The sequence below is a fragment of the Halolamina sp. CBA1230 genome (genome assembly GCF_002025255.2).
Lineage (GTDB): Archaea > Halobacteriota > Halobacteria > Halobacteriales > Haloferacaceae > Halolamina.
Genome location: NZ_CP054587.1, coordinates 1,196,514 through 1,221,487, shown reverse-complemented (window position 1 = coordinate 1,221,487; position 24,974 = coordinate 1,196,514). Strand labels below are relative to the sequence as shown.

Below are 24,974 nucleotides of genomic sequence, written 5' to 3'. Positions count from 1 at the left end.
GTGGGGCCGCCGGCGGCAAAACGACGGTGGTTGGGTGTGTGGGCCGCTCCCACTCACCCGTCACGGATAACTGTCGCCCGGCCGTACCGTCGGCTACGATGTCCCACTCGACATCCCCCGAGGATAGAGGAAGCCGCCGGCAGGCGGCTGATCGAGAAATCGCCCGGCGCTGAGACGACGCCGGACGGCGAACTGGTTCTGTCGCTCCCCGACGGCGAGCACCGGCTCTCCCGCGAGGCCGCGACGGCGCTGCGAGACGAACTCACCGGGGCACTGACGGGTCGCCGGGCGTTCGTCCGGACCGCCGGCGAGCACCGCCCGGACGGCAGCTACGTCGTCTCGCGCCGGGGCGCCGACTCCACGGGCAACGCCAAGCAGTTCCGCGACTTCACGGCGATACGGCGACTGTACGAGCGGCTGCCCGAGCGGTTCGACGCGGTCGCGGTCGGAGACGCGGCGGGCGACGACGCCGTCTCGGGCACCCGCCGGCATCTGCTCGTCCGCCACTTCGCCGAACACCCCGCCTTCGACTGCGAACTGGTCGCCGAGCAGCCGTTGACCGCCGAGAAAGCCGTCGGTAGCGGGACGAAGCGAGCGACTGTGGCCGACCCGGAGGTGCCGTCGACGGACTGATCGACGACCGTCGGATCGACAGCACGGCTGCCGCGGCGTCAACGCTTTTCTCGCCGCCGGCCGACGGGTCGCCTATGACGTTCTCCATCGTCGCCACGGAGGGCGACGCGATCGGCGTCGCCGTCCAGTCGAAGTTCGTCAGCGTGGGCTCGGTCGTCCCGTTTGCCGAGGCCGGGGCGGGCGCGATCGCGACACAGAGCTTCGCCAACGTCGCCTACGGCGCCGACGCGCTCGACCACCTCCGGAACGGCCTGACCGCCGAGGAGACGATCGAGCGTCTGACCGAGGAGGACGACGAGGCCGAGCGCCGGCAGGTCGGCGTCGTCGGCGCGGACGGCAGCGTCGCCGGGTTCACCGGCGAGGACTGTTTCGACACCGCCCTCGACGTGCAGGGCGAGAACTACACCGTTCAGGGGAACATCCTCGAGAACGAGGCGACGGTCCACGCGATGGCCGAGACGTTCGAGGAGGGCGAGGGTGGCCTGCCCGAACGACTCATCGCCGCGCTCCAGGCCGGCGACGAGGCTGGCGGGGATAGCCGCGGGAAGCAGGCCGCGGCGCTGTACGTCGTCAAACCCGAGGGGGATACGACGGCGGCAACGACCGCTGGATCGACGTGCGCGTCGACGACCACGAGACGCCGATCCGGGAGCTGGAGCGGGTGTTCAAGCTGTACGACGTGACGCTGCTGGCTCGCGAGGAGCCCGAGGAGCTGCGGGAGCTCGAAGGCGAGACCGCACAGGACGTGGCCGACACGCTGGTCGACCTGGGCCACCTCGACGACGACGAGGGAACCTCGTCGGGCAGTCGGACGCAGTCCGACGATGCCGGGGACGCGGAGAGCGTCGTCGCCTTCGCCGACCCGCAGCGCGAGGCGCTGGAGGCGTTCCGCGGGATGAACAACTTCGAGAACCACTCGCTACCCGTCGTCGAGGACGCGCTGGCCCGCGGCTGGGCGGACGCCGACGGCGAGGGCGAGGACCGCATGGTCGACGCCATCTGGCACGGGCTCCAGCGGCTGGAGCGAAAATAGCGAGGCGGGAAAACTCGCCTGTGGCGAGGCAAACCGCCTCGAAGCGAGCAGGGCGGGATCGAAGATCCCGCTGGCAGCCGGCGGCGGAGCCGCCGGCGCCGGCGAACGGAGTGAACCGTGAGCAGCGAGAAAACTCGCCTGTGGCGAGGCAAACCGCCTCGAAGCGGGCAACTCGGACCGACGGTCCCGCGAACCGTCGATCTCCGCCGTCACGCCCAACCGTTCGCGGTCCCAACGCCACCCCATGCGTGAGGAGTCGGAGATCCGAGAGCAGTACGAGTACCTGCAGGAACAGCTCGACAGCGAGGAGATGAACCACGAGGGCGTCAGGGAGATGTTCACGTACTACAAGCGTGCGCTGGGGTGGGTGCTCGAGGAGGAGCACATCTAGACGTGTCGGATGCCGAGCAACGCTACGTTTAAACAGGGGGACGGCCAACGACCGATGACGCTTCGTCTGGAGGGCCGAAGCGTCAGCGGGGACCGTTTCCGCGCCGGCGCGGGCCGTTTTCGGCCCGCCCGGCGCGTTCGTTCTCACGTCCACCAGCGACGGCGTTCGCGTCGTCCGATTCGTTCGTTTTTGACGAATATGTCGGTTCAACAGATACGGGTTGCGTCGTGGAACCGACCGGGTACGGGCGTCAACGGCCACAACCGCCGAATCTGCGTAATCTTTATCAATGTTCCGAAATAATGTGGAGATATACACGATGTACGATCTCACCGGGTTCCAGCGCGACCTGCTGTACGTCATCGCGGGCGAGGGCGAGCCACACGGGCTAGCGATCAAAGAGGAGTTGGAGGAGTACTACGAGTCCGAGATCCACCACGGGCGACTCTACCCCAACCTCGACACGCTGGTCGACAAGGGGTTAGTCGAGAAGGGGCAGCGCGACCGGCGAACCAACTACTACACCTTGACCCGGCGGGGCACGCGCGAGATCGAGGCCCGGCGGGAGTGGGAGGAGCAGTACGTCGACCTCGGTTAGCTCTCGCTCTCGCCCGCGCTCGACGTGCGCTCTTTCTCCGACGTGGACGGTTCCCCCGACTCCCCGAGATCGAACTCCCCGGTGCCGACGGTGATGTGGCTCGGATCGACCGCGTACGGCTCGATCGGCTCCCCGCCGACGAGCTCGGGCAGTACGAGCCGGGTGAAGTGGACGACGAACACCAGCAGCATCGGCATCAGGAAGATCCCGTACCAGCCGAACAGGAGCGGCCCCAGCGTGTACGCGAGCATCAGCGCGCCGACGTGGAGCGAGCGCCCGGAGACGTACGGCCGGAGCACCAAGTCGGGGATCGTGTCGACGATCACGAACGAGACGACGACGAACGCGATCACGAACGCGAACCCGCCCGGCGCCCCCGACAGCGCCGACTGGACAGCCAGCGCTAGCGCGACAGGGACGTAGACGAGCTTCATCCCGACCACGGGGATCAGGCTCGCGATGCCGGCGAGCATCCCCACCAGCGCGGGCGCCGGGATCGACCCGCCCGCCGGCGCGAACACGTTCAGGATCGAGTAGGCGATCACGCCGATCGTGCCGGTCAGGATCGCGTTGAGGATGTTGCCGAAGAAGATGGAGTTGAAGTCCCGGTCGACCGCGACGAAGAAGGCCCGAACCGTCCCCCGCTCGTCGTCGAAGTGGCGGACGAACCACCGCGCGAGCCGGTGGTCCTCTCGGAGGAGGTAGAACGCCATCGCCAGCATCACGAACAGGTGGATGGCGGCGATCCCCAGCACCGCGACGGTGCCGAAGGCGGACTCGATCGGCTGGAGGATCTGTGAGAGCTCCGCGGACGCGAGCATCTCCGCGATCCCGTCCTGGATCAGGCTCTCGGGGTCGGCGATCCGGTCCAGCAGCGCCGGATCGATGCCGAGCTGCTCCACGTCGATCGTGGTCGTCTGGGCGTAGCGATCCAGCTCCTGGAGGACGATGGTGATCGCGTAGCTCACCAGCAGCAGCGCCGGCAGCACCAGCGCGAACAGCGACACCGCGGCCGCGAGGCTGGGGCTGTCGAGCGCGCGCCGGAGCTGTCGGTAGATCGGGCGGGTGGCGTAGTAGACGAAGAGGCCGAACACGAGCGTGCCGACGAACGAGTAGGCGACGAACGCCAGCGCGGCCGCGAGCGCGAGGCCGACCGCGCTCCAGGTCAGCCGCCCCTTGTCGATCGCCGAGAGCTCCATACTTCCCGAGGGGGCGGGGGCGAGCATAAGCGTGTTCCCGCCCCGAGCCCGTACACCTTTACGTGCCGGGGGCGGTACGTAGCGACCCATGCCGCCCCTGCAGCCCGACACGCTGTTCGCCGCCCCCCTCTCGGAGCCGGTGGTCCGGCTGACGATCGCCGGCGCGCTGGGGCTGTTCCTCGGCCTCGAACGCGAGTGGTCCGAGAAGTCCGCCGGCGTGCGGACGTTCTCGCTGCTGACGCTGTCGGGCGCGACGACGACGCTGCTGGCCCAGCGGACGGCCGCCGCGGGGACGTTGATCGCCGTCGGCGGCCTGCTCGTACTGCTGATGGGCGGCCTGCTCGCGGTGCGGGAGCTCCAGACCGGCGCCAAGGACGCCTCGCTCTCGCTGACCACCAGCGTCTCGATGTTCGTCGCCTACGGCATCGGCGCGCTCGTGGCCGTGGGGCTGGTGCTCGAGGGGGTGACGGTGGCGGTCATCTCCTCGGCGCTGCTGGTGCTCAAGCGGGAGCTCCACTCCTTCGCGGGCGGGCTCGACCGCGCGGAGCTGCGCTCGGCGACGGAGTTCGCCGTGCTCGCGTTCGTGATCTACCCCCTGCTGCCCGCCGAGGAGATGGACCTGTTCGGCGTCGCGTTCCCGCCCCGGGTGGCGTGGCTGATGGTCGTCACCGTCGCGGGGATCGGGATCGCCAACTACGCGCTGGTGCGGAGCTACGGCGGCCGCGGCGTCGCAATCACCGGCTTCTTCGGCGGGCTGGCATCGTCGACGGCGGTCGTCGGCTCGATGCTGGATCACGTCCGCCAGCGGCGTTCGGTGACGGAGTACGCCGTCGCCGCGGTGCTGCTGGCCGACGCCGCGATGGCCGCGCGCAACCTCGCGATCGTCCTCTTCTTCACGCTGACCTCGGGGGTGCCCGTGCTGATCGCGGCAGCTGCGCCGTTGGGCGCGCTCGTCCTCGCGAGCGTGGGGGCGGCCGCGCTGACTGCCGACTGGGACGCCGAACTCGACATCGAGCTGGAGAGCCCGTTCTCGCTGCGGAACGCGCTCACTTTCGGCGGCGTGTTCGCGATCATCCTGGTCGGCTCGGCGTTCGCTCAGGCTCGCTTCGGCACGGCCGGCCTGTTCGTCAGTGCGGCCGTCTCGGGGCTGGTCTCCTCGGCGGGCGCGACCACCTCGGCGACATTGCTGTACATCGGTGGCGCCGTCGCGGGCGGGCCGGCCGTGATCGCCGTCCTGCTCGCGTCGGCGTCGAGCATCGCGGTCAAGGCCGGGCTCACGATGTCGGGACCGCGGCAGTTCGCCCGTTCGGTGTCGGTCTGGTCGGTGCTGCTGCTGGTCGTCACCGGCGTGGTCGCGGCCGCGTCGATCATGTTCGGTCCGGGGCTCTGAACCCGACCGCCAGCTTAACAACAGCCCACACGCTCTCCTAAGCATGGACCGGGATACCGCAGAGCCGGAGGTCACGGAGCTCCCCGGCGACCGAGCCACGGAGTGGGTCGACTACCACCACGAGTTCGCGGCGCCCAGCACGTACGTCTACGAGTTCGTCTGGGATCACACCGCGCCCGCCGAGGGGCCGTTCTGCACCGATGTCGACGGCAACGTACTGATGGATTTCACTAGCCACGTCGCCGCGGCGCCGCTGGGGTACAACAACCCCAAGATCATGGAGCCGCTGTCGGAGTTCGACCTGTTCGACCCGGTGAAGATCGCCGGCCAGGACTTCTACGCCTCCGACGGGAAGCCGCCGGGCGAGGGGCTACCCGGTGCCGCGGGGCTGATGGACCGCATCACCGCCACCGCCGAGGAGTTCGGGATGGACACCGTGTTCCTCTCGAACTCCGGGGCGGAGGCGGTCGAGAACGCGATGAAGATCTCCTACGACAACACCCCCCTGGGGAAGTACGCGCTCACCTTCGAGGGGGCGTTCCACGGCCGGACGCTCGGCGCGCTCTCGCTCAACCGCTCGAAGGAGGTGTACCGCCGCCACTTCCCCGAGATCGCCAGCGTCCACGACTTCCCGTTCTGTGCGTGCCCCGGCGCGCCCGAGCACTGTGACTGTGGCTACTTCGCCGGCGGCACGTCCGCGCTGCGATCCAAACTCGACCCCAAGTCGGGCCACGTCAACCCCGAGGAGGTCGCGTTCCTGATCATGGAGCCGATCCAGGGTGAGGGGGGGTACCGCTTCCCCAGCGAGGCGTTCGCCCGCGACGTCGCCGAGGTCACCGAGGAGCACGACATCACGCTGATCGCCGACGAGATCCAGACCGGCCTCGGCCGCACCGGCGAGTGGTGGGCCTCCGAGCACTACGCGTTCGACCCCGACGTGATCACCGCCGCGAAGGGGATGCGCGTCGGCGCGACCGTCTCGGACAGCGAGACGTTCCCCGACGAGACGGGCCGGATCTCTTCGACGTGGGGCGCCGGCGACATCCTCGCCGCCGCCCGCGGCGCGTTCACCCTCGACGCCATCGCGGAGTACGACCTACTCGACAACGCGGTCGAGCGCGGACAGCAGTTCCAGGAGATCCTCCGGGACGCGGATCTCGACGGCGTCACCAGCGTCCGCGGCAAGGGGCTGATGCTCGGCCTCGACTTCGAGTCGAAGGGGCTGCGCGACGACATCATCGACGCCGCGTTCCAGCGCGGTCTGCTGCTGCTGGCCTGTGGCCGGAAGACGATCCGCGTGCTGCCGCCGATGGACGTGACCGAACGCGAGATCGAACTCGGCGCGGAGCTGTTCGTTGAGGCGGTCGAAGCCGAGAACTGAGCGGCGTCGCATCCGTCCGTTTCTGCCGTCGCGGGCTGTGGATCGTGTTCCAGTTCACTCTCCGTGAGCGAACGCAGTGAGCGAGCGGGCCGACGAGTGACTGTAAGGAGCGAGGAGGCTTTTGGTCGAGCTTTTGCAAGGGCCCTCCGGGGCCCGCAGCAAAAGGTCGGTTTACATGTTGTAGCGCCGGTCCTCGTCGCGCTCGGGGTACTGATCCCCGCCGGTCATCTCCTCGTACGTCGTGCCCGCGAGGTACTCGTCGTACGTCACGTCGTAGCCGTTGCGCAGGTGGAAGTCGAGGTCGCCGCTCTGGACCGCCTGCTGGAACAGCGCGTGAATCCCCCGGCGGAGGAGTTCGTCGGTGTCGGTCCCCATCGCCGCCTGCAGCATCGCCAGTTCGTTCCGCGTCTCGGGGTCGAGATCGACGGTCGTCTCATCGCCCAGCGCGGTGTAGTTCGCGGTCATGTTGTCGTCCAGATCGTCGAGGCTCATGGTCGACGGTTCGGCGGGAGGGGAATACGGTTTGTGGCTCGCACGCCGGCACCGGTCAGCCGGCGTGGGATGGTTCGCACGCCGGCGATGGTCGGGCGGCGTGGGATGGCTCGTAGGCCGGCGATAGTCGGGCGGCGTGGGATGGCTCGCACGCCGGCTCGCAGCTCTCAGTCCTGTGGCACCCGGGTCGGGATAGCTTCGGTCGCGACGCTCGCGGGGACGTAGCGGTCCCAGAGCACCAGCAAGCTCGGCAGCACCAGCACGCTCACCGCGAACGCCGTCGTCATCGCGATCACGACGATGGCGCCGAAGCTCTGGAGCTGGGGGTGGGGCACGAGCGTGATGGTGGCGAACGCGCCCGCGGAGGTGAGCGTGCTGCCCAGGAGCGCGCCGCCGGTGCCGGTGACGGCGGCGTCGAGCGCCTCGAACGTGCTCGCGCCGGCGCGGCGTTCGTCGGCGAAGCGGTCGCCGACGTGGATGTTGTAGTCCACCCCGAGGCCGATGACGAGGCTCATCAGCAGCGCGGTCAGCAGCGTCAGCGGGATCGACATGAGGTACATCCCGCCGATCACCAGCCCGAGTACCAGCGCGATGGGGATCGAGACGACCAGCCCCAGCGTGGCGCTGCCGTGCATGTATCTGAACACGGCGGCGAGGGTCAGCGCGATGGCCACCAGCGCGAGCAGCATCGTCGTGAGGATTCCCTCGACGACCTGGCCGAGCAGCGCCTCGCTGACGGCGAAGTTGCCGGCGACGGTCGCGGTCCGGCCGTCGCCTCCCATGCGGTCGGCACCGTCGGCCAGCGTCGTGACGACGCTGTTTGCCTCGGCGTAGTCGGCGTCGAGCGACAGCGTCACGAGGACCGACTCGTACTCGTCGTCGTCGCGCTCGATCACGCGGCTCGCAACGTCGCTGTCGGCCGCGTAGAACGCGTCGTACACGCCTTCGAGGTTCCGGTCGGGGACGCCGTTACCGTCCGTATCGGCGTCCTCGAGGACGGCCGCGAACGACTCGTTGTCCGCGGCGACGGCGTGCATCGCGGTCACGGGTGAGGTGACGGGGCGGTCGTCGGCCCGATCGATCAGCAGCTCCTGTTCCTCGATGTAGTCGACGCCGTCCCGGAGCTCTTCGAGCGTGTCGTCGGCCGTGACGGCTCCTTCGATCAGTATCGGTTCCTGTGCCGCGGCATCGGTGCTCGCGGGCTGGTACACTTCCTCGACGTGCTGGCTCCGCTCGGGGACGGGATGGGTGTCCCAGCCGATCGGATCCGGGAGCTCCTGTTTCCACTCCGCGACTTGGCCGTCGTTCTGCTGGTAGCTCTCCTCGTTGAGGTCCATCCACGCGACGCCGCCGGCGGTGCCGACGACGAGCGCGAGGACGAGCACGACCGGTGCGCCGCGCCGGGCGAGGGTTACTGCCTTCGAGAGCACCGGCCGGAGGTAGCGCCCGTGGCCGAGGGGCTGTTTGTGACGATCGAACCCGAACCGTTCGAGCAGACCGTCGATGCCGACCTTCAGCGCGGGGACGACCGTGACGAAGATCAGCAGCGACGAGACGACGCCAAGCGTGATCGACACGCCGAGGTTGCGGATCATCGGCAGCGGGTTCGCGAGGTTCGCGAGGAAGCCGATCGCCGCGGTGACCGTGACGAGGACGAGCGCCGTCGCGACGAGCGTGACGCCGCGGCGCATCGGCGCGCGGATCCCCTCCTCGTCGCCGCGCTGTTCGCGGTAGCGGTTGAACACGTGGAACCCGTAGTCGATGCTCAGCCCGGCGACCAACACCACCGGGATGATGCTGGTGGTGCCCGCAGCGACGCCCAGCCAGCCCAGCAGGCCGAACATCCACAGCACCGAGAGGACGACGCCGACCATGCCGACGATCACGTCGACCAGATCGCGGTAGGCGAACCCGAGCACGACGAGGATGAACGCCAGCGCGGCCGGCACTACGAGTTCGACCATCTCCGTGAAGAACTGGCTGCTGGCCTCGCTCCAGGCGGCGGCGTTCACGACGAACAAGCCGGCCGCGGACCGGTCGCTCGCGGTGTGATACAGCGCCGCGGTCGCGTTGTCGACGGTGCCGTTGGCGGCGTCGGCGTCGAACGCGACGAGCATCCGACGGTCGGTCGCGGCCGTCTCGTTCCGCTCGTGGTCGGTCGGCAGGTACCGGAGCGCCCGCGGATCGTTCGCCAGCGTGCGCTCGACCAGCCGTTCGACCTCGGCGGGCGTCGCGCCCTCGAGCGCCCGGATCTGCTCCCCGAGCGAGGCGTTCTGGCTGCCCGCCGCGCGCTTGGCGACGAGGTTCGAGAGACCTGTGACGCCGTCCTCGTGGAGGGCGGCGTCGACCGTCGCGTTCTCACGGATCGTCCGCTGGTACCGCAGGCCGGCGAGCAGGGACTCCTTCGAGAGGACGGTACCGTCCTCGTCCCGGACGTACACCGTCTCGAAGGTGCGGTCCGGGCCGTCGTCGGACCCGCCGAACTGGCTCTGGACGTACTGTGCTTTCTGGACGCGCTCCACGTCGTCGAACGCGTCGGCGTCGGCACCGGCCTGACTCCCCGTCTCGAGTTGGGGGATCCCGGCCACGACCAACCCCGACAGGAGGACCATCACAAGCAGCGTGATGCGGGTGTGTTCTGTGACCAACCGGACTACGTCCGATAACCTGTCTCGTGACATCGTTCGGTGTGGGAGACGCTTTGATCGACTCCTGCTTATAAACGGATTCCGGATTGTCGAGCCGGAACCTTCCCGGAAGGATTAAATATCGGAAATATCCCGCTCCGGGAGCCCCGGTGGGGAGAGCCTGTTCGCCCGCGCCGGGACCGCGCCGCATAAGCGACCACGGTCCCCAGCCACGGTCATGACCGACGCCGACGCCGGCACGACCCCGGCCGGCGACGCCCCGCTGCCCGCGGATCTCGACCTCGACGCCGTCCGCGAGGCGCTGATCGAGTGGTACGAGGACGACCACCGGCCGTTCCCGTGGCGTCAGACCGACGACGCCTACGAGATCCACGTCAGCGAGGTGATGAGCCAGCAGACCCAGTTGGACCGCGTCGTCTCTGCATGGAGTGATTTCCGCGACCGCTGGCCGACCGTCGAGGCGCTCGCCGCCGCCGACCGCAGCGAGGTGGTGGCGTTCTGGACCGACCACTCGCTGGGGTACAACAACCGCGCGAAGTACCTCCACGAGGCCGCGAACCAGGTCGTCGACGAGTACGGCGGTGAGTACCCTGAAGAGCCCGGCGAGCTCGAGGAGCTGATGGGCGTCGGCCCGTACACCGCCAACGCGGTCGCCTCCTTCGCGTTCAACAACGGCAACGCCGTCGTGGACACGAACGTCGAACGAGTCACTTACCGCGCCTTCGACGTGCCGGACGACGACGACGCGTTCGAGCAGGCTGCGAGCGAACTGATGCCCGAGGGGGAGTCGCGGGTCTGGAACAACGCGATCATGGAACTCGGCGGCGTCGCCTGTACGAAATCACCCTCCTGCGACGAGGCCGGCTGCCCGTGGCGGAAGTGGTGTCACGCCTACGAGACCGGCGACTTCACCGCGCCGGACGTGCCCGAGCAGCCGAGCTTCGAGGGCTCCCGTAGACAGTTCCGGGGACGGATCGTTCGCCATCTCGGGGAACACGACGCGGTCCCCGTCGACGACCTCGGCCACCGCATCCGCGTGGACTACACGCCCGACGGCGAGCACGGACGGGAGTGGCTGGAGGGGCTGCTCGACGATCTCGCCGAGGACGGACTCGTCGCGGTCGAGGAACGGGACGGCAAGCAGGTCGCGCGCCTTCGATGAGTCGGAGCTCCGCTTTCGGGGAGATCGGACCGCTTGCGACCGGAACGCCAGCAGCACCGTGATGGTGGCCCTTCCCCCCCGGTGATCAACGGATGCGCCGCCGTGTGTCGACGACCGCGTAGAGCGCGCCGAGCACGATCCCCGTCAGGTGGGCGACGCCGGAGGTCTCCGGAACCACCGTCAGGAGGCCGGTGAAGTCGTTCAGGAGCTGGAGCACGACGACCGAGACGGCGCCGGCGAACACACCCCGGCGTGTCTCCGGCGTGTCGAACGGCCCCCGACCGGCAGCCAGCGCGACGGCCGCGAACGCCGTCGTCGCCTGTGCCGCGCCGCTGGCGCCGACGATCCCGCCGGTGACGCCCTGCGCGACGTACTGGGCGACCTGTGCCAGGATCCCGGCGACGCCGGTCGTCACGAGGAACGCGGCGTAGCGCTTCGCGCCCAGTACGTGTTCGGCGATCGTCCCCCAGATCACCAGCAGGAGGAGGTTCGCGGCGAGGTGGCCCGGACCGGCGTGGCTGAGCGTCGCGAGCAGCCACCCCGGCGACGGCGACGCGCGGGCGACGAACCACGTGCCGAAGCGTTCGGCGCCGAGGCCGGCGGCGAGCCACGGTGCGAGCGCGTGCCAGCAGACAAGCAGCGCGACGGCGCCGACGGTCACGGGGACGCCGCTGAACCACGACCGCAGATCCGCGGCGACCTGTCGGGCCGCCTGCTCCGGGTCGCGATCGCGGTCCATCAGCTACTCCTCGTTTGGTACCTCGTCCCGTAAGAGCCCTCGCTCCCCGAACAGCTCCTTCCCGTGTTCGTAGGCGCCGAACCCGTACAGCCGCGAGGGGCAGAGCACGTAGCGCTGTTTCACTCCGCCCTCCGAGCGGTAGCGGATCACGAACCGGGGCCGGGTGAGCAGGGGGAGGCCGTACTGCGGTTCGACGCTCTCGACGGCGTCGTACTGGATCACCACTTCCTTCTCCGCCTGCTCGCCGCGGAGTCGCGACCACGCCAGCCACGCGAGCAGCAGCCCCGCGCCGGCGCCGGCGAGCCACGGCGGCAGCGTTCGGACCGCCAGCGCGGCGCCGACGACGACGGCGAGGACGAACAGCGCGACGCCCGCACGGCGAACCGGGGGGATCGACCCGTCGGTCAGCGCCTCGCGGAGCGTCCCCAGCGGCCCCCGCTCGCCGATCTGGAGGCGGAGGCGGTCCTCCGCGACGATGCAGCGGCCGTCCTTGGTGCGGAACTCGCCAACCACTGTGTGGTCGGTGGGAGAACGACGGAATAGCGTTTTTGGGTCGCGCTCAGGAGGCGGTCGAGACGATCTTGATCACGTCACCCTCCTCGAGTTCGTGATCCTCGCCGATCCGCCGGTCAGCGCGGGCGTCGACCGCGTGGACGTAGCCGTCGCCGATGTCGGAGTGAACGGCGTAGGCGAGATCCTTCGGCGTCGATCCGTCGGGGAGCAGGAACGCGTCGGGGAGCACGGTCCCGGTGCCGTCGGTCCACTTCGACTCGTTCTGGACGGGGTAGGCGGTGATCCGGTCGAGAAGGCCGTAGACGGCTTCGTTCAGCGACTGCTGGACGCCGGTGCCGCCGTGATCGGTCATCGTCTCCCGGATCTTCTCGAGGCCCTGCTCCTGTTTCTCGCTCACGTCGCCGACGATCGAGAAGTCCTCGTCGCCGGGGTCGTACTCGAGGATCCCCGCGTCGGCGCCGTTTCTGAGCGCGAGTTCACCGTCGGCGGTGCAGGGCACCACGGGCTTGTCGATCTCCCGCAGCGCCTCGATGTTCTCCTCGGGCGCGATGTCGACCTTGTTGGCGACGAGAACGATCGGCTTCGTTCGAGCGCGCAGGTCCCGGGCGAGGGTATCGCGGTGCTCGTCGGTCCACTCCCGGGGGTTGTCGGGGTACGCCATCCCGCGGAGCGTGGCGGTCACGTCGTACTCGTCGGCGCCGAAGCCCGTCAGCAGGTCGTGGAGCGCCTCGTCGATGTCGAAGTCGGGCGAGCGGGACTTGCGCTCGACTGACTCCCAGTTGCGGTCGACGATCCCCGCCAGCCAGCGGTCCATCTCCTCCTCGATGAACGTGGCCTCCTCGGTGGGGTCGTACGTCCCGACCTCGACGGGTTCGCCCTCCTCGTCGGTCGCGCCCGCGGCGTCGACGACGTTGAGGATCACGTCGGCGTCGGTCAGCGCGTCGAGGAACTGGTTGCCGAGGCCGCGCCCCTCGTGGGCGCCCGGAACGAGGCCGGCCACGTCGAGCAGTTCGACCGGGACGTAGCGCTTCCCGTCGCGGCAGTTGTCGCTGTCACAGCGCTGTTCGCGGTCGAGGCAGGGGCACTCGGTGCGGACGTGGCTGACGCCGCGGTTGGGGTCGATGGTGGTGAACGGGTAGTTCCCGACGTCGACGTCGGCCATCGTGGCGGCTTTGAAGAACGTGGATTTGCCGGCGTTGGGTTTGCCGGCGAGCGCGACCGAGAGCATTTGGTGATCGTGTGGTTCAGCGGACGGGAGGAACTGCCTTTCGGTCGATACTGGGGATTCTGGGGTGGGAGGGGAGTAGGTTCTTCCTCTGTTCGGGCTTGGTTCGGCTGTGCTCGATGAGCAACTTGGGTCAGCAACACCGTGAAAGCCCCTGTCGTCTGGACTCCCGCGACTCGCTGCGGTCCTCACTCCGTTGCGATCCTTGCTTCGTCGGGGTTCGTCCAGACGACAGCCCCTTTCAGTCCCTCCCCGACCGCACAGCCCACACACCTCCCCAGCCGACTCCTTCGGCGTCGCTACGCTCGCCTCAGTCGTCCCTCGCGCTGAGCCGCGACACGAGGTCGCGGCCGCTTCGCGCCGACAGCGTTCTATCGTCGAGAAGGTCGTCGAAACCTCAGAAATCCGGCGTCTGCTCCTGTGGGTTCTCCCCGGACTCCGGCCCGTCGTCGGACTGCACCAGTTGGATCTCGCCGTCGGCGCGCATCGTCCCCTCGACGTTCGCGCGTTCGTGGACCCGGAGATCGCCACAGGAGACGTCGCCGCGGACGTTCGCGCCGGCGTCGATGGTCACGCGGCCGTCGCGGGTGCTCACGTCGCCGTGGATCACGCTGCCGGAGTGGAGGTGGACGTCGCCGCGGGCGCGGACGCTGCCGAACAGCTCCGAGCGCTCGTCGATCGTCACCTCCGTCGCGCGGATGTTCCCGTGGAGCCGGCAGTCGCTCCCCACGGTCGCGGGGGTGGAGACCCGCCACGCGTCGTCCGAAACCGACGAGCCGCGGGGGATCACCAGCGGCTCCTGCTCGGCCTCGCCGCCGTCGGCCAGCGCGTACGCCAGGTCGTCGGCCGCCTCATCCTCGCCGAGCTGGAGGAGCTGGGAGAGCACGATGAAGTAGAACACCAGCGTCGGCATCGGGTTCCGGATCGTGATCCAGCCGTTGGCCTCGAACCCCTCCTCGATCTCCACGTCGTCACCGATGTCCAGGTCGCCCGAGACCATCAGCTGCCCGCCGACCCGAGCACGCTCGCCGAGGTAGGCATCCTCGCCGACGAGCACGTCGCCGTCCACGTCGGACCACATGTCCAGCCGACAGTCGTTCTCGGCCTCGATGTGGCCGCCGAAACTGCTCCGTTCGCCGGCCGCGACCGACCGGCCGCGGACCCCGAACTCGACGGTCGACTGCCCACCGACCAGCACGTCACCGTCGGTGACGAGGTCGTGCTCCTCGACCACGGTGCCGCTGGGGATGGTCAGCTCGTCGAGCGGGTCCTGCCGGAGCGACATACAGGGGAGGGGAAGGTTTCCATACTTAAAAGCCTCCGTCAGACATTGTTAAGTTTTCGGATAGTTACGCGGGGATCAGGCGACGCAGCCGACGCGCTCGACGGCGGTGACGCCGACGGTCGTGCCGGAAGCGTGGGGTTAACCACGCCGAAGCCGTAGCCGGCCGCATGACTGCGCTTTCGTTCGACGAGGAGGGTGTCGACGTCGTCTACGAGGGGACGGAGTTCCGGCTGGAGAAGGCACTGATCGAGGAGGCGACCGAGAAGTCCTACCCGGACGTGACCGACCACGAGGTGCTCAAGATCGTCGAGGAGAGCCCGACCATCTCGGGGGAGCCACGCCGGATCGGCGACATCGTTCAGTCGATCTAGGCGATCAGCTCAGGCCGTACTCGTCGTGTTCGTCCTCCAGTTGGCCGGCCTCCTCGACGAGGTAGCCCATCAGGTCGCGGGCACTCTCCTCGACGGTTTCGAGGTCGTCGTCGGAGCGCCCCGTCACCGACACCGACAGCTCCCGCAGCGCCAGATCCACCCGCGGAACGGTGTCGTCAGCGCCGGGCGCGCCCGGCGGGCGTCGGCGTGGATCCTCGCCGGTTTCGGCCTCCTCGCTCTCGCCGTCGTCTCCCATACCCGCGGGAATCTGTCGGGGACTACAAAAGTCCGTGGGAGGTGTGGTCGGTGTCACGACCGCGGCATGGGCTCCGTTGCCGTGACCCGACGGTCACGGCAGGTCACGCGCCGCGGTCGGGGGTCCACGACTGCGGCATGGGCTCCGTTGCCGTGACCCGACGGTCACGGCAGGTCGCGCGCCGCGGCCGAGATCAACCGTCTACGAACTTCCGGCGGTCCAGCCGTTCGGTCGCCTCGTCGGCCAGCGCCCGGAGGTTCACCGCGTCCTCGCGGTTGTAGGAGATCAGCGTCTCCAGCGAGCCGTCCTCGCCGCGCTCGTGCTCCTTCCAGAGCCGCACCGCGTCCCGGCCGGAGATGTCGGGCCGGTCGCGCTCGATGCCGATCTCCCCCTCGATCGGCTTCAGGCCACCCGAGAGCCCGAGCTTCTTGCAGGTGTACATCAGGTCGAGATGGGGCGTCCCCACGTCGAGACCGAAGGAGCTCTCGAGGAACGGCACGTCGAAGCGCTTGCCGTTGAACGTCACCAGCAGGTCGGCGGCGTCGAACTCCGCACGGACGTTCTCGGCGGTCAGGTCGTCGCCACGGACGAGCGTGGTCGTCTCGCCGTCGCGGTGGAACGACACGGTCGTGACTTTGTTCCGGTCGTGGTCGAGCCCCGTGGTCTCGATGTCGAAGAAGCAGGCCGACTCCCGGAAGTTCTCGTACAGGCGCCAGCGCTCGCCGCTCGGGAACGCCCGATCGAAGAAGGCGGCGTCGCCGGCGTCGAGACGGGGGCGGGCCTTGTCGATGAACGACTCGACGCGCTCGCCCGTCTTGTGGCCGACCGCGCTCGGGTGGAAGTCGTCCCAGTGGGTGATGTCGTCCGCCCAGAGCCGGCGCTCGGTGGTCTCGCCGACGCCGCGGACGGGGATGAAGGAGTTCTCGACGCGCATGATCGGAGTGGGTCGGCTCTCGGCTATAAACTCGGCGCTCCGGACGAAAGAACTACGCGGCCGCCGTGGGAACTCGGCGTCGATGAGCCAGACGGTGTACCGACTCGGCCTGTTGACCCTCCTGTTCGGCGGTTTCGTCTCGCTCGGCGCGGCCACCACGGGAGGTGGTGTCGGCCTCCTGATACTCGTTCTCGGCTACCTGTTCGGCGTGATCGGGGTGATCCAACCGGACTCGTCCGGGCTCGAGGGGTGACTACTCCCGGACGCGTTCGCGCTCCTGCTCGCCGTCCTCCCGCTGCTCGTACGGCTCACACACCCGGCTCACGCCCTCCTCGAAGCTGATCTCGGGCTCCCACCCCGTGGCCTCTTTGAATTTCGTGGCGTCGGCGTGGGTGTGGTAGACGTAGTTCTCCAGGGGAACCGGCTCGTAGACGGGATCCACGTCGGTGCCGAGCTCCTCGTTGATCATCCCGACCATCTCGTTGAACGTGTACGGGTCGCCGACGCCGAGGTTGTACACGCCGTCGAGTTCGTTCTCGGCGGCGAGTTCGAGGCCGCGCACGATGTCCTCGACGTGGGTGAAATCGCGCGTCTGCGTGCCGTCGCCCCAGAGCACCGGCGACTCGCCGTCGGCGATCGCGTCGGCGAACTGCGCGATCGTGTTGGCGTACTCGCCTTTGTGCTCCTCGTTGCCGCCGTACCCCTGGTAGACGGAGAAGAAGCGCATCCCCGCGAGCGTGAGGTCGTGGAAGTCCGAGTAGTACTCCGCGTAGCGCTCGCGGCCGAGCATCGACGCGTCGTACCCCGTCGACGCCTCGATCTCCATCTCCTCGGAGCAGGGCTCCTCCTGGCTCCCGTAGATCGAGGAGGTGGAGGCGTAGACGAACGTCTCGCAGCCGTCGTCCATCGCCTGTTCGACGACGTTGACGAACCCCTCGACGTTCACCCGGGCGCCCTGTCGTGGGTTCTCCTCCAGCATCTCCCGGGAGGAGAGCGCGGCGAGGTGGAACACGACGTCGACGTCGGTCGGGAGCTCGTCGTCGAGCACGTCCGCCTCCGCGAAGATCACGTCGTCGGACAGGTTCTCGGGGGTACCGAGATAGCAGTTGTCCAGCGCGATCACTTCGTTGTCGGCCGCGAGATGGTTCGAGAGGTTCGAGCCGATGAACCCCGCGCCGCCGGTGACGAGCACGCGCTTGCCGTTCATGCGCGACTCTCCACCCGGCGGCGGCAAAGGCCTGTCGTTCGGCGATACCCACGTGTGTCCGGGCTGTGTGGAAGTTTTGGATGGATACATCAGTTTTCGTGCTATCGAACGAGACTACTTCCAGCGTTTCGGGAGTCGGCCGCAGGTTTATGTACTCCGACGGGCAATCAGTCAACAAATGTCTTCGATCGAGCTGACGGCCAGCCAGCGAACGATCCTCAGGGCGCTCGTCAACCTCCACGGGGAGACCGAGTCCGCGGTCAAGGGCGAGACGATCGCCGACGAGGTGGGGCGCAACCCCGGGACGATCCGGAACCAGATGCAGAGCCTGAAAGCGCTCCAGTTGGTGGAGGGCGTCCCCGGCCCGAAGGGCGGGTACAGGCCGACGACCAACGCGTTCGACGCGCTCGACGTCCAGCAGATGGACGAGCCGGCATCGGTGCCGCTGGTCCACGAGGGCGAGGAGCTGTCGAACGTCAACGTCGAGGAGATCCACCTCACCAGCGTCCATAACCCCGACCTCTGTCGGGCCGAACTCCACCTGCGCGGCTCGGTGAAGGAGTTCCACGAGGGCGACGAGGTTCGCGCCGGACCCACCCCGCTGTCTTCCCTGGTCGTCGAAGGGACCGTCGACGGGAAGGACGCCACCGCGAACGTGGTGATCCTCGAGATCGACTCGATGGAGGCGCCGGCGGGCGAGACCGGGCACTGAGCGGTCGTCTCTCTCCCTCTACCCCTCCTGCTCGTCGAGCACGACCGGAACCCCACGCTTGGCGATGTCTTTGGCGAACTCGCCTGAGTCCGCCTGCAGGATCTCGATCGTGTTGTAGTGGACCGGCAGCACCAGGTCCGGCTCCATGCGCTCGGCGAGGTCGGCCGACTCCGCGGCGGTGCTGACGACGGTGCCGCCGATGTTCGCGAGGAACAGCGACGCCGAGATCTCGGCGAACGCGTCCAGCGCGTCGCTGTCGCCGGGCCAGAAGACGGAGGTACCGCCGAGCGAGAGTCGGTACCCAACGCCGAACCCCTTCGGGTGGCTCACGTCGCCGTCCGCGTCGGCGCGCGGGCCGTCGGGTTCGTTGTACGCCGGGACCGACCACACGTCCGCACCCCCGTCGACGCCGTCGATCGCGATGTGGTCTTCCTCGCCGATCCGGACGACCTCGCCCGGGAGCTCAGAGACGGGGTCGACGTCGCGGTCGATCCCCGACGGGTCGACGGCCTCGTAGACGACGACGGTCGTCCCCTCGTTCGCGACGCGGCGGATGGCGTCGGAGTCGTAGTGGTGGTCGTGAGTGACACAGACCAGATCGGCGTCCTCCGCGCGGTAGTCGGTTGATCGCGGGTGGGCAGCGTCTTTGGGGTTGCCGCCGCCGACGGGGGTCCACTCGCCCGTGAGCACGCCGTAGCGGCCGGGGTCGAGGTAGGCGACGAAGCCGCCGGGCGTCTCGATGCGGGTGGTCGCGTAGCCGAACCAGGTGACGGCGAGGCCGTCGTGGTGTACGGTCATGGTCGTTGGTGGGACGGGGCGGTCTTAGGGGTTTGTGGAGCGGTTTTGGGTGAGGTTTTTCGAACAGCTACCGACGCGAGTCGCTGCGACAGCAGTTCGATCGTTGGCAACTCAGCCAGCACCTGCCACAGCAACAGCAGCTCGTTCGTAGCACACTTGCGACCGCAGAGTGCCGAGCACAGGGCTCGGCACAGCCCGGAATCCCCACCCCTCCCCCCGCGATCGGCGACCGTCGCCGATCGCGAGGCGTCCACCGCCACCGCACCGCGGTGGCGGTCGGCGCGCGACGTGAGCAGGGCGAGACCGGAGGTCTCGCTGGCAGTGCGGGCGACGCGTGGGTCGCCCGCACGACGCGTCCCTGCGCGAACGAGCGCGCGAGGGATGAGCGACCGAACGAAGTGAGGGAGCGAATCGGCTGGGGAGGTTCGAGGGCTGTGCGGGGCGGTGCGGTCACAAGGTGCCAACGATCGAGATGCTGTCGCGGTTGCAGTACCCAGTGAATCAGCGGGCTGTCAAACAAAACGACTTCCAGGCCGATCAGTCGTCGGCCAACCGCTCCACACGCTCGACAGTGTCCGCATCCCCGGGCGACTTGTCCTCCCGAACCCCCACGAACCGCGGGAACCGAAGCGCGTAGCCGGCGCCGTAGGTCGGCGACTCTTGAATTTCCTCGTACCCGACCTCGAACACGACTTCGGGCCGGAACTCGACGGTCTGGCCGTCCTCGTGGACGACGTGGGGTTCGAGCAGTTCCGTCAGCTCCGCGAGCTCCTCGTCGGTGATCCCCGTCGCGACCTTGCCGACGGTCTCGTAGCCGTCGTCGCCCTGCACCGCGAGCAGGAACGTGCCGAACTCGTTGGCGCGGCGCCCCTCGCCCCACTCCGCGCCGGTGACGACGCAGTCCAGCGTCTCCACGTCCGGCTTGCGCTTGAGCCAGTCCTGCCCGCGGTCGCCGGGGGTGTACGCGGAGTCGGGCCGTTTGAGCATGATCCCCTCGTGGCCCGCTTCCAGCGCGTCCCGCTCGAACGCCTCGATCTCGTCGGCGTCGTCGCTGTACAGCACCTCGCTCGCGGCCGCGGGCAGGAGGTCGCTCAGTCGACCGTGGCGCTCCCGGAACGGCGCGTCGAGCAGGTCCGTCCCGTCGCTCCCCTCGCGCCCGTCGAGCAGGCAGTCGAACGCGTGGAGTTCGAGTTCGACCGCCTCGCGCATCTGCTCGACGTCGTGTTTCCGGCGGAAGCGCCGCAGCACCTCCTGGAACGGCAGCGGGCCGCCGTCGTCGTCGACCGCGACCACCTCGCCGTCGAGGATCGCCGGCGCGTCGAGCCGTTCCGCGGCGAACTCCCTGATCTCGGGGAGGGCGTCCGTGACCTCCGAGGTGTTCCGGGAGTAGAGCCGGACGGTCGGATCGTCGGGCGTCGGCTCGCGGTCGGCCTCGGGCGGCGCGATCCCGTTGGGGTGGTGGTGGAGCTGGACGCGCGCGCCGTCGAACTTGATCTCCGCGGCGACTTCCGCCCAGGACTCCAGCGCGCCGGTGACGGTGCCGGCCTGTGCGAGCATCGACTGGACCGGCCGGCCGACCGTGAGACTCATCTCCTCCAGCCCGTCTTCCCCCTCGTCGCGGGCGATCCGGGCGACCCGGCCGTAGTCGTTGCTCACCTGGAGCGCGTCGGCGACGAGCCCCGCCTCGACTTCGAACGCCTCCGCCACGGCGTCCCGAACCGCCCCCTCGCCGACCCCCAACCGCATCTCCCCGAGCACGAGGCGGGCGAGGTAGCGCGCCTCCGCGTCGCTGACCCGTGAGAACAGGCCGAACAGCGTGGCGAGCTTGGTGTCCTCGCTGCCCGCCCCCTCGGCGGCGGCGATCTCCCGGAGCGCCTCGTCGATCTCGGCGAGCGTGGGGCCGTCGCTGGCGGCGCCCCCTTCGGCCGCGAACGCGCGCAGCCCCTGCTGGCCGCCGAGATTCAGTCCCGCGGCGACGGCGCCGATCTCGCCCTCGTCGGCCAGCCGTTCCTCGATGTCGTCGGCGGTGACGTTCGTGCCGGCGGCTTTCGCCAGCGCCGCGTAGCAGAGCGCGGGACCCACGTCGAGCGTGCGGGCGTCCCAGCCCGGGAACACCCGTCCTTGGAGGAAGCGCGCGACGGTCTCGATGTCGCCGCCGGCGTCCTCCAGCAGGGCCGCGACCAGCGAGACGGTCTCGAGGTCGGCGGGCTCGGCTTCCAGTTCGGCGGCGCGGTCGGCGAAGGCGGCGAACTGCATCGACCCGGGCTACGGGGAAGGCCGAAAAAAGGCCGCCGATGCGGCGCGCGCCAGCCGTCGGCCCACGGGTTCTTCCCTGTCCGCACACACAGCAACGGGCATGGATCAGACGCTCGCCGAGCGGGTCAGGGAGGTGCAGTCCGTCGACGCCGACGCGTTCGCCCAGCAGGCAGCCCAGGACGCCGAGGTCGTCAAGTCGCTGCTCCGGGAGGGCGCCTTCGACAACCACCGCTCGGTGGTGGGGATGGAGTACGAGTTCTACGCCGCCGCCGACGGTCGGTGGGCCGAGAACGAGGCGACCGACGGCACGCTGATGCGGGTGCCCCGGCGGCTGTTCGACCTGATCGACTTCGAGAAGGAGCTGGGGCTGCACAACGCCGAGATGACCACCAGCCCCCAGCCGTTCAACAGCTACGGGATGGCCGCACAGGCCGCCGAGATCCGGTCACATCTCCAGAACGCCCGCGACTGCACCAAAGCCGAGGGGATGCGGCTGGTGAGCGACGGGATCTGGACGATCCCGCCCGCCGGCGAGACGGCCCGCGAGTACCTCACCGACAGCGTCGTCGACGACGGCGTCCGCGTCGCGGTCAACATGAGCGACGCCGTCCGCTACCACGCGATGTCCAACAGCGGCGCGTTCGACCCGCCGCTGACCGTCGACGCGCCGAACGTCGACATCGAGTCGGACACGGTGATGCCCGAGAGCCTGATCACCTCGATCCAGCCCCACTACCAGATGAGCCGCGCGGCCGACCTCCCCCGCCATCACACGTACGCGCTTCGGGTCGCCGGCCCGCTGCTCGCGCTCGGCGTGAACGCCCCCTTCTTCCCGCCGGATCTGTACGAGAACGGCGTCGACCCGGAGACGATCTTCGACGAGGCGTACATGGAACACCGCATCCTCGTGTTCGAGTCGGTGCTCAACACCGACGGCGCGGAGAAGGTGGCGTTCCCGTCGGATCTCGACACCGTCGAGGAGGCGGTCGACCGCATCGCCGGCGACGACGTGGTGGTACCCATCCCGACCGACGACGAGGACGGCGATCGCTTCGACGACCAGTTCCCCACGTTCCGGGCGAAACACGGCACGTACTGGCGCTGGGTCCGGCCGGTGTTCGGCGGGTCGACCCGCTCGGACGCCAACGCACGGATCGAGTTCCGCCCGCTGCCCGGCCAGCCGACCGTGAAGGACACGGTGTCGTTCCTCGCGGCGTTCGCGGGACTGATGCAGCAGCTCCCCCGCCACGGCCACCCGGTGGCCGACCTCGACTGGGACGACGCCGAGTCGAACTTCTACGACGCGATGCGGGCGGGGCTGGACGCCGACCTGAACTGGATCACGACCCACGGCGAGCCGACGACCGACCTCGACGAGCTGTACGACGACCTGCTCGCGAACGCGAGCGCGGGGCTGCAGTCGGCCGGCTGCTCGGAGGCCGCCGCCGAGGAGTATCTCGCGCCGCTGCGCTACCGCGTCGAGAACCGGGTGACGCCGGCGTCGTGGAAGCTCGACCGCGCCCGGGAGCGGTACGACGACGGCGAGTCGTTCGCCGACGCCGTCCAGAACACCAAACGCGAGTACGTCCACCAGCAGCGGGAGACGCTGCTACAGGGCGCGTTCCAGCACTGGGAGTAGCTGGGGCTGTTCGGCCGTGAAGAACGGGGAAAACGGAACCGCGAGTGTTTCGGTGGCAGACACGATCACGGCGTCGGCTCCGAGCAGTCGCGCGCCGCGGTCGGCTTAGAGCAGCTTGTCGATGTCCTTCTCCTTCGTGACCTCGACGCCCTCGTCGGTCACGACGGCGATGTTGATCCCGTTGCCGGAGGCGGTGTCGCGCTCCATCGCGCTCTTGATCGCCTTGGTGGCGACGGTTTTCGCGCCCTCGACGCCCATCTCCTCGTCGAACTCCTGCTCGAGCACGCCCAGCGCGAACTGGGAGCCGGAGCCGGAGACGGCGTACTCCTCCTCGGTCGTGCCGCCGAGCGCGTCGATGGAGTAGACGTGTGCGCCCGTATCGTCGACGCCGCCCAGGATGGGCGAGACGATGTAGAACGCGCCCGAACGCAGGAGGTTCCCCGTCAGCGTGGAGAGTGCCTGCATCGACATCTGCTTGCTGCGGCGGACCTCGAACAGGTTCGACTCGGCTTTCAGCGTCTCGATCAGCGACTGGGCCGCCGACACCGAGCCGGCGATGGTGAGCGCGCCAGTCGGGTGGATCTGCTCGACCTTCTGGACGTCCTTGCTGGAGACCATGTTGCCCATGCTGGCGCGCATGTCCGTCGCCAGCACGACCGCGTCGCCGGCGTTGATGCCGATGGTCGTGGTCCCGGTCTTCATCCCTTCGTCGGTCGCCGCCTGTGCCCGACGCTCGTCGGCGTGGGGGAACTCGCCGAGTTCGGGGCCGAAGACGTCGGACTGGTCGCCGCTCAGCGGGTCGAGCCCTGACTGATCAGCAGGTGTTCGCATTGGCGAACGCTAATCGGGGAACGCTGATAAAGCCACCCCTTCGGGGAGCACTCCCCGGTTTCGAAACCCGGGGGCACCGCTGGGGTCGGAGCTGTTCGGAGAACGGGACTGGCTACTCCGTCGCTTCGTACGCCGCCTTCGCACTGTCGACTGCCCGACCGAGCGGGAGCGGGACGCCGAGGCGACGGGTGAACATCGCCACCGGCAGCAGCGCGATCCCGAGCAGCACTGTGATCTGGTAGAGTGCGAACAGCGTGACGCGGCGGATGGTTCGGCTCATCTCCGTGGTGGTCCGGACCCGTTCTCGGTATAAGTACTTGTCGGGGACAGGCGTCGAGTGACCGCGCCGCTTGCTTGCGTTTCCACCGAATTTGTGCTGGGGGAAAGCAGAGTGGAACAACGGATAAAGACGGTCGATAACGCGCGGGGCCCACGGCAGCTATCTGTGTAAGTTATATGTATGCACTCCCGGCGATCCGCGTCCGGCGTCGGGGGAGGATCGCAGTGCCGGCCGGAACCGCCGTGCTCTCCCCGGCGCCGCCAGGGAAACGCTGAAACGCACCCTCGGCGTACGGGGCGGCATGAGCCAGTCAGACTGGACCGACGCCATCGTGGGCGAGCGGATGGCGGTCGACCAACAGTTCGCCTCGGAGGTACACGACTCCCCGTTCTCCAACCAGGAGTGGGGGCTGATCATGACCGCGGCGGAGTTCGATATCGTCGACGCCGACGACCCCGACGAGGCCCGGATCGTCCCGGACACCTCGAAGGTGGCGGGGATCATGCCGGAAGTCGAGAAGATGGACCAGGGCATGGGTGGCGGTCCAGCCGGCGGCGGCGCCGGCGGCGACGACGGGATGTTCTCCTCGGTGAAGGACGCGCTCGGCGTCGGCAGCGGCGATGACGGTGCCGACCCGGAGCGGATGGAGGAGGCCGAGGAGCTACTGGAGCGCTACGCCGAACGGCTCCAGGAGCACCTGGTCGAGAAAGGACGCTGGGAACAGGTCCGCATCGCGTACCAGGAGTAGGGGCGACCCCGACTCCGGCGTTAGCTGTTGGCGATCTCGGCGTCGTCGAGCGGGAAGTCGACGTTGACCTCCTCGCGGCTCTCCTCTTTCAGCGTGAGTTCGAGCGCCTGCCCGCAGTCGGGACAGGGGACGACGACGTCGATGCGGAGCCCCTCACCCGCGCCGCGGATCTCCGTGACGGCACTGTCCGTGGTCGTGAGGTACTCGCTATCGAGCTCGTGGTTACAGGCCATACCGACCCTTGTGACGCCAC

The 24,974-nt window shown here is 68.8% G+C and carries 26 protein-coding genes and 1 pseudogene; 12 read left to right on the top strand and 15 right to left on the bottom strand.

The window, feature by feature from the left end; all coding sequences use genetic code 11:
• Positions 1-192 precede the first annotated feature (192 nt).
• From B4589_RS18130 to B4589_RS06235, 4 genes and pseudogenes are all read left to right on the top strand, one after another.
• A complete protein-coding gene (locus B4589_RS18130) occupies positions 193-633 on the top strand; it encodes a hypothetical protein (RefSeq protein WP_079235184.1) in 441 nt (146 codons plus the stop codon).
• A gap of 74 nt (positions 634-707) precedes the next feature.
• A pseudogene (locus B4589_RS06245) lies at positions 708-1,666 on the top strand (DUF1028 domain-containing protein).
• 244 nt (positions 1,667-1,910) lie between these two features.
• Positions 1,911-2,057: a hypothetical protein gene (locus B4589_RS06240; protein WP_176330499.1), complete on the top strand. Its 147-nt coding sequence runs from the start codon at positions 1,911-1,913 to the stop codon at positions 2,055-2,057.
• 319 nt (positions 2,058-2,376) lie between these two features.
• Positions 2,377-2,655 carry a PadR family transcriptional regulator gene (locus tag B4589_RS06235; RefSeq protein ID WP_079233454.1) on the top strand — a complete coding sequence of 93 codons (279 nt, stop codon included), beginning with the start codon at positions 2,377-2,379 and terminating at the stop codon, positions 2,653-2,655.
• Here the strand turns inward: B4589_RS06235 and B4589_RS06230 are convergent.
• Positions 2,652-3,854 (bottom strand): AI-2E family transporter, encoded by a 1,203-nt coding sequence (locus B4589_RS06230; RefSeq protein ID WP_079233453.1) that lies wholly within the window; start codon positions 3,852-3,854, stop codon positions 2,652-2,654. The genes B4589_RS06235 and B4589_RS06230 overlap by 4 nt on opposite strands.
• Positions 3,855-3,942: 88 nt before the next feature.
• Here B4589_RS06230 and B4589_RS06225 point away from each other — a divergent pair, with 88 nt between their 5' ends.
• Positions 3,943-5,244 carry a DUF4010 domain-containing protein gene (locus tag B4589_RS06225; RefSeq protein ID WP_079233452.1) on the top strand — a complete coding sequence of 434 codons (1,302 nt, stop codon included), beginning with the start codon at positions 3,943-3,945 and terminating at the stop codon, positions 5,242-5,244.
• 43 nt (positions 5,245-5,287) lie between these two features.
• Positions 5,288-6,625 (top strand): aminotransferase class III-fold pyridoxal phosphate-dependent enzyme, encoded by a 1,338-nt coding sequence (locus tag B4589_RS06220; protein WP_079233451.1) that lies wholly within the window; start codon positions 5,288-5,290, stop codon positions 6,623-6,625.
• 171 nt (positions 6,626-6,796) lie between these two features.
• Here B4589_RS06220 and B4589_RS06215 read toward each other — a convergent pair whose 3' ends face one another.
• Positions 6,797-7,117, bottom strand: a complete 321-nt coding sequence (locus B4589_RS06215; protein ID WP_079233450.1) for a hypothetical protein — start codon at positions 7,115-7,117, stop codon at positions 6,797-6,799.
• A gap of 167 nt (positions 7,118-7,284) precedes the next feature.
• A complete protein-coding gene (locus tag B4589_RS06210; protein ID WP_158081147.1) occupies positions 7,285-9,729 on the bottom strand; it encodes an RND family transporter in 2,445 nt (814 codons plus the stop codon).
• Between the two features lie 253 nt (positions 9,730-9,982).
• Between B4589_RS06210 and B4589_RS06205 the strand changes: the two genes are divergently transcribed.
• Positions 9,983-10,927 carry an A/G-specific adenine glycosylase gene (locus B4589_RS06205; protein ID WP_079233448.1) on the top strand — a complete coding sequence of 315 codons (945 nt, stop codon included), beginning with the start codon at positions 9,983-9,985 and terminating at the stop codon, positions 10,925-10,927.
• A gap of 85 nt (positions 10,928-11,012) precedes the next feature.
• Here the strand turns inward: B4589_RS06205 and B4589_RS06200 are convergent, their stop codons facing one another.
• The 4 genes from B4589_RS06200 to B4589_RS06185 all read right to left on the bottom strand — a co-directional run bounded on the left by B4589_RS06200 (position 11,013) and on the right by B4589_RS06185 (position 14,689).
• Positions 11,013-11,666: a rhomboid family intramembrane serine protease gene (locus B4589_RS06200; protein WP_079233447.1), complete on the bottom strand. Its 654-nt coding sequence runs from the start codon at positions 11,664-11,666 to the stop codon at positions 11,013-11,015.
• A gap of 3 nt (positions 11,667-11,669) precedes the next feature.
• Complete coding sequence (locus tag B4589_RS06195; protein WP_079233446.1) at positions 11,670-12,179, bottom strand: hypothetical protein; 510 nt, start codon at positions 12,177-12,179, stop codon at positions 11,670-11,672.
• 46 nt (positions 12,180-12,225) lie between these two features.
• Positions 12,226-13,407 carry a redox-regulated ATPase YchF gene (locus B4589_RS06190; protein ID WP_079233445.1) on the bottom strand — a complete coding sequence of 394 codons (1,182 nt, stop codon included), beginning with the start codon at positions 13,405-13,407 and terminating at the stop codon, positions 12,226-12,228.
• A gap of 394 nt (positions 13,408-13,801) precedes the next feature.
• A complete protein-coding gene (locus B4589_RS06185) occupies positions 13,802-14,689 on the bottom strand; it encodes a polymer-forming cytoskeletal protein (RefSeq protein ID WP_079233444.1) in 888 nt (295 codons plus the stop codon).
• A 167-nt stretch (positions 14,690-14,856) separates the two neighbouring features.
• Here B4589_RS06185 and B4589_RS06180 point away from each other — a divergent pair, with 167 nt between their 5' ends.
• Positions 14,857-15,060, top strand: coding sequence for a DUF5800 family protein (locus tag B4589_RS06180; RefSeq protein WP_079233443.1), 204 nt, complete (start codon positions 14,857-14,859; stop codon positions 15,058-15,060).
• A 4-nt stretch (positions 15,061-15,064) separates the two neighbouring features.
• On the opposite strand, the gene B4589_RS06175 is transcribed toward B4589_RS06180, so the two are convergent.
• Both B4589_RS06175 and B4589_RS06170 read right to left on the bottom strand, forming a co-directional pair.
• Positions 15,065-15,316, bottom strand: coding sequence for a hypothetical protein (locus B4589_RS06175; protein ID WP_255246133.1), 252 nt, complete (start codon positions 15,314-15,316; stop codon positions 15,065-15,067).
• A gap of 193 nt (positions 15,317-15,509) precedes the next feature.
• Positions 15,510-16,250 (bottom strand): ribonuclease H-like domain-containing protein, encoded by a 741-nt coding sequence (locus tag B4589_RS06170; protein WP_079233441.1) that lies wholly within the window; start codon positions 16,248-16,250, stop codon positions 15,510-15,512.
• An 82-nt stretch (positions 16,251-16,332) separates the two neighbouring features.
• On the opposite strand from B4589_RS06170, the gene B4589_RS06165 reads away from it, so the two are divergent.
• Positions 16,333-16,503, top strand: coding sequence for a hypothetical protein (locus B4589_RS06165; RefSeq protein ID WP_158081146.1), 171 nt, complete (start codon positions 16,333-16,335; stop codon positions 16,501-16,503).
• Here the strand turns inward: B4589_RS06165 and B4589_RS06160 are convergent, their stop codons facing one another.
• Complete coding sequence (locus B4589_RS06160; RefSeq protein ID WP_079233439.1) at positions 16,504-17,457, bottom strand: NAD-dependent epimerase/dehydratase family protein; 954 nt, start codon at positions 17,455-17,457, stop codon at positions 16,504-16,506.
• A gap of 178 nt (positions 17,458-17,635) precedes the next feature.
• Between B4589_RS06160 and B4589_RS06155 the strand changes: the two genes are divergently transcribed.
• Positions 17,636-18,169 (top strand): Rrf2 family transcriptional regulator, encoded by a 534-nt coding sequence (locus B4589_RS06155; RefSeq protein ID WP_079233438.1) that lies wholly within the window; start codon positions 17,636-17,638, stop codon positions 18,167-18,169.
• A gap of 18 nt (positions 18,170-18,187) precedes the next feature.
• On the opposite strand, the gene B4589_RS06150 is transcribed toward B4589_RS06155, so the two are convergent.
• Entirely contained in the window at positions 18,188-18,967 is a 780-nt protein-coding gene (locus tag B4589_RS06150) for an MBL fold metallo-hydrolase (protein ID WP_079233437.1), read from the bottom strand.
• 537 nt (positions 18,968-19,504) lie between these two features.
• Positions 19,505-21,223 carry an ATP-dependent DNA ligase LigA gene (gene ligA, locus B4589_RS06145; RefSeq protein ID WP_079233436.1) on the bottom strand — a complete coding sequence of 573 codons (1,719 nt, stop codon included), beginning with the start codon at positions 21,221-21,223 and terminating at the stop codon, positions 19,505-19,507.
• 100 nt (positions 21,224-21,323) lie between these two features.
• Here ligA and B4589_RS06140 point away from each other — a divergent pair, with 100 nt between their 5' ends.
• Positions 21,324-22,862 carry a hypothetical protein gene (locus B4589_RS06140; protein WP_079233435.1) on the top strand — a complete coding sequence of 513 codons (1,539 nt, stop codon included), beginning with the start codon at positions 21,324-21,326 and terminating at the stop codon, positions 22,860-22,862.
• A 105-nt stretch (positions 22,863-22,967) separates the two neighbouring features.
• On the opposite strand, the gene psmB is transcribed toward B4589_RS06140, so the two are convergent.
• Both psmB and B4589_RS06130 read right to left on the bottom strand, forming a co-directional pair.
• On the bottom strand, positions 22,968-23,693 hold the full coding sequence (gene psmB / locus B4589_RS06135; RefSeq protein WP_079233434.1) for an archaeal proteasome endopeptidase complex subunit beta: 726 nt from the start codon (positions 23,691-23,693) through the stop codon (positions 22,968-22,970).
• A 112-nt stretch (positions 23,694-23,805) separates the two neighbouring features.
• Positions 23,806-23,973, bottom strand: coding sequence for a hypothetical protein (locus tag B4589_RS06130; protein WP_176330498.1), 168 nt, complete (start codon positions 23,971-23,973; stop codon positions 23,806-23,808).
• A 301-nt stretch (positions 23,974-24,274) separates the two neighbouring features.
• Here B4589_RS06130 and B4589_RS06125 point away from each other — a divergent pair, with 301 nt between their 5' ends.
• Complete coding sequence (locus tag B4589_RS06125; protein ID WP_079233433.1) at positions 24,275-24,721, top strand: DUF5799 family protein; 447 nt, start codon at positions 24,275-24,277, stop codon at positions 24,719-24,721.
• 20 nt (positions 24,722-24,741) lie between these two features.
• On the opposite strand, the gene B4589_RS06120 is transcribed toward B4589_RS06125, so the two are convergent.
• A complete protein-coding gene (locus tag B4589_RS06120) occupies positions 24,742-24,954 on the bottom strand; it encodes a hypothetical protein (protein WP_079233432.1) in 213 nt (70 codons plus the stop codon).
• Positions 24,955-24,974: the final 20 nt, after the last annotated feature.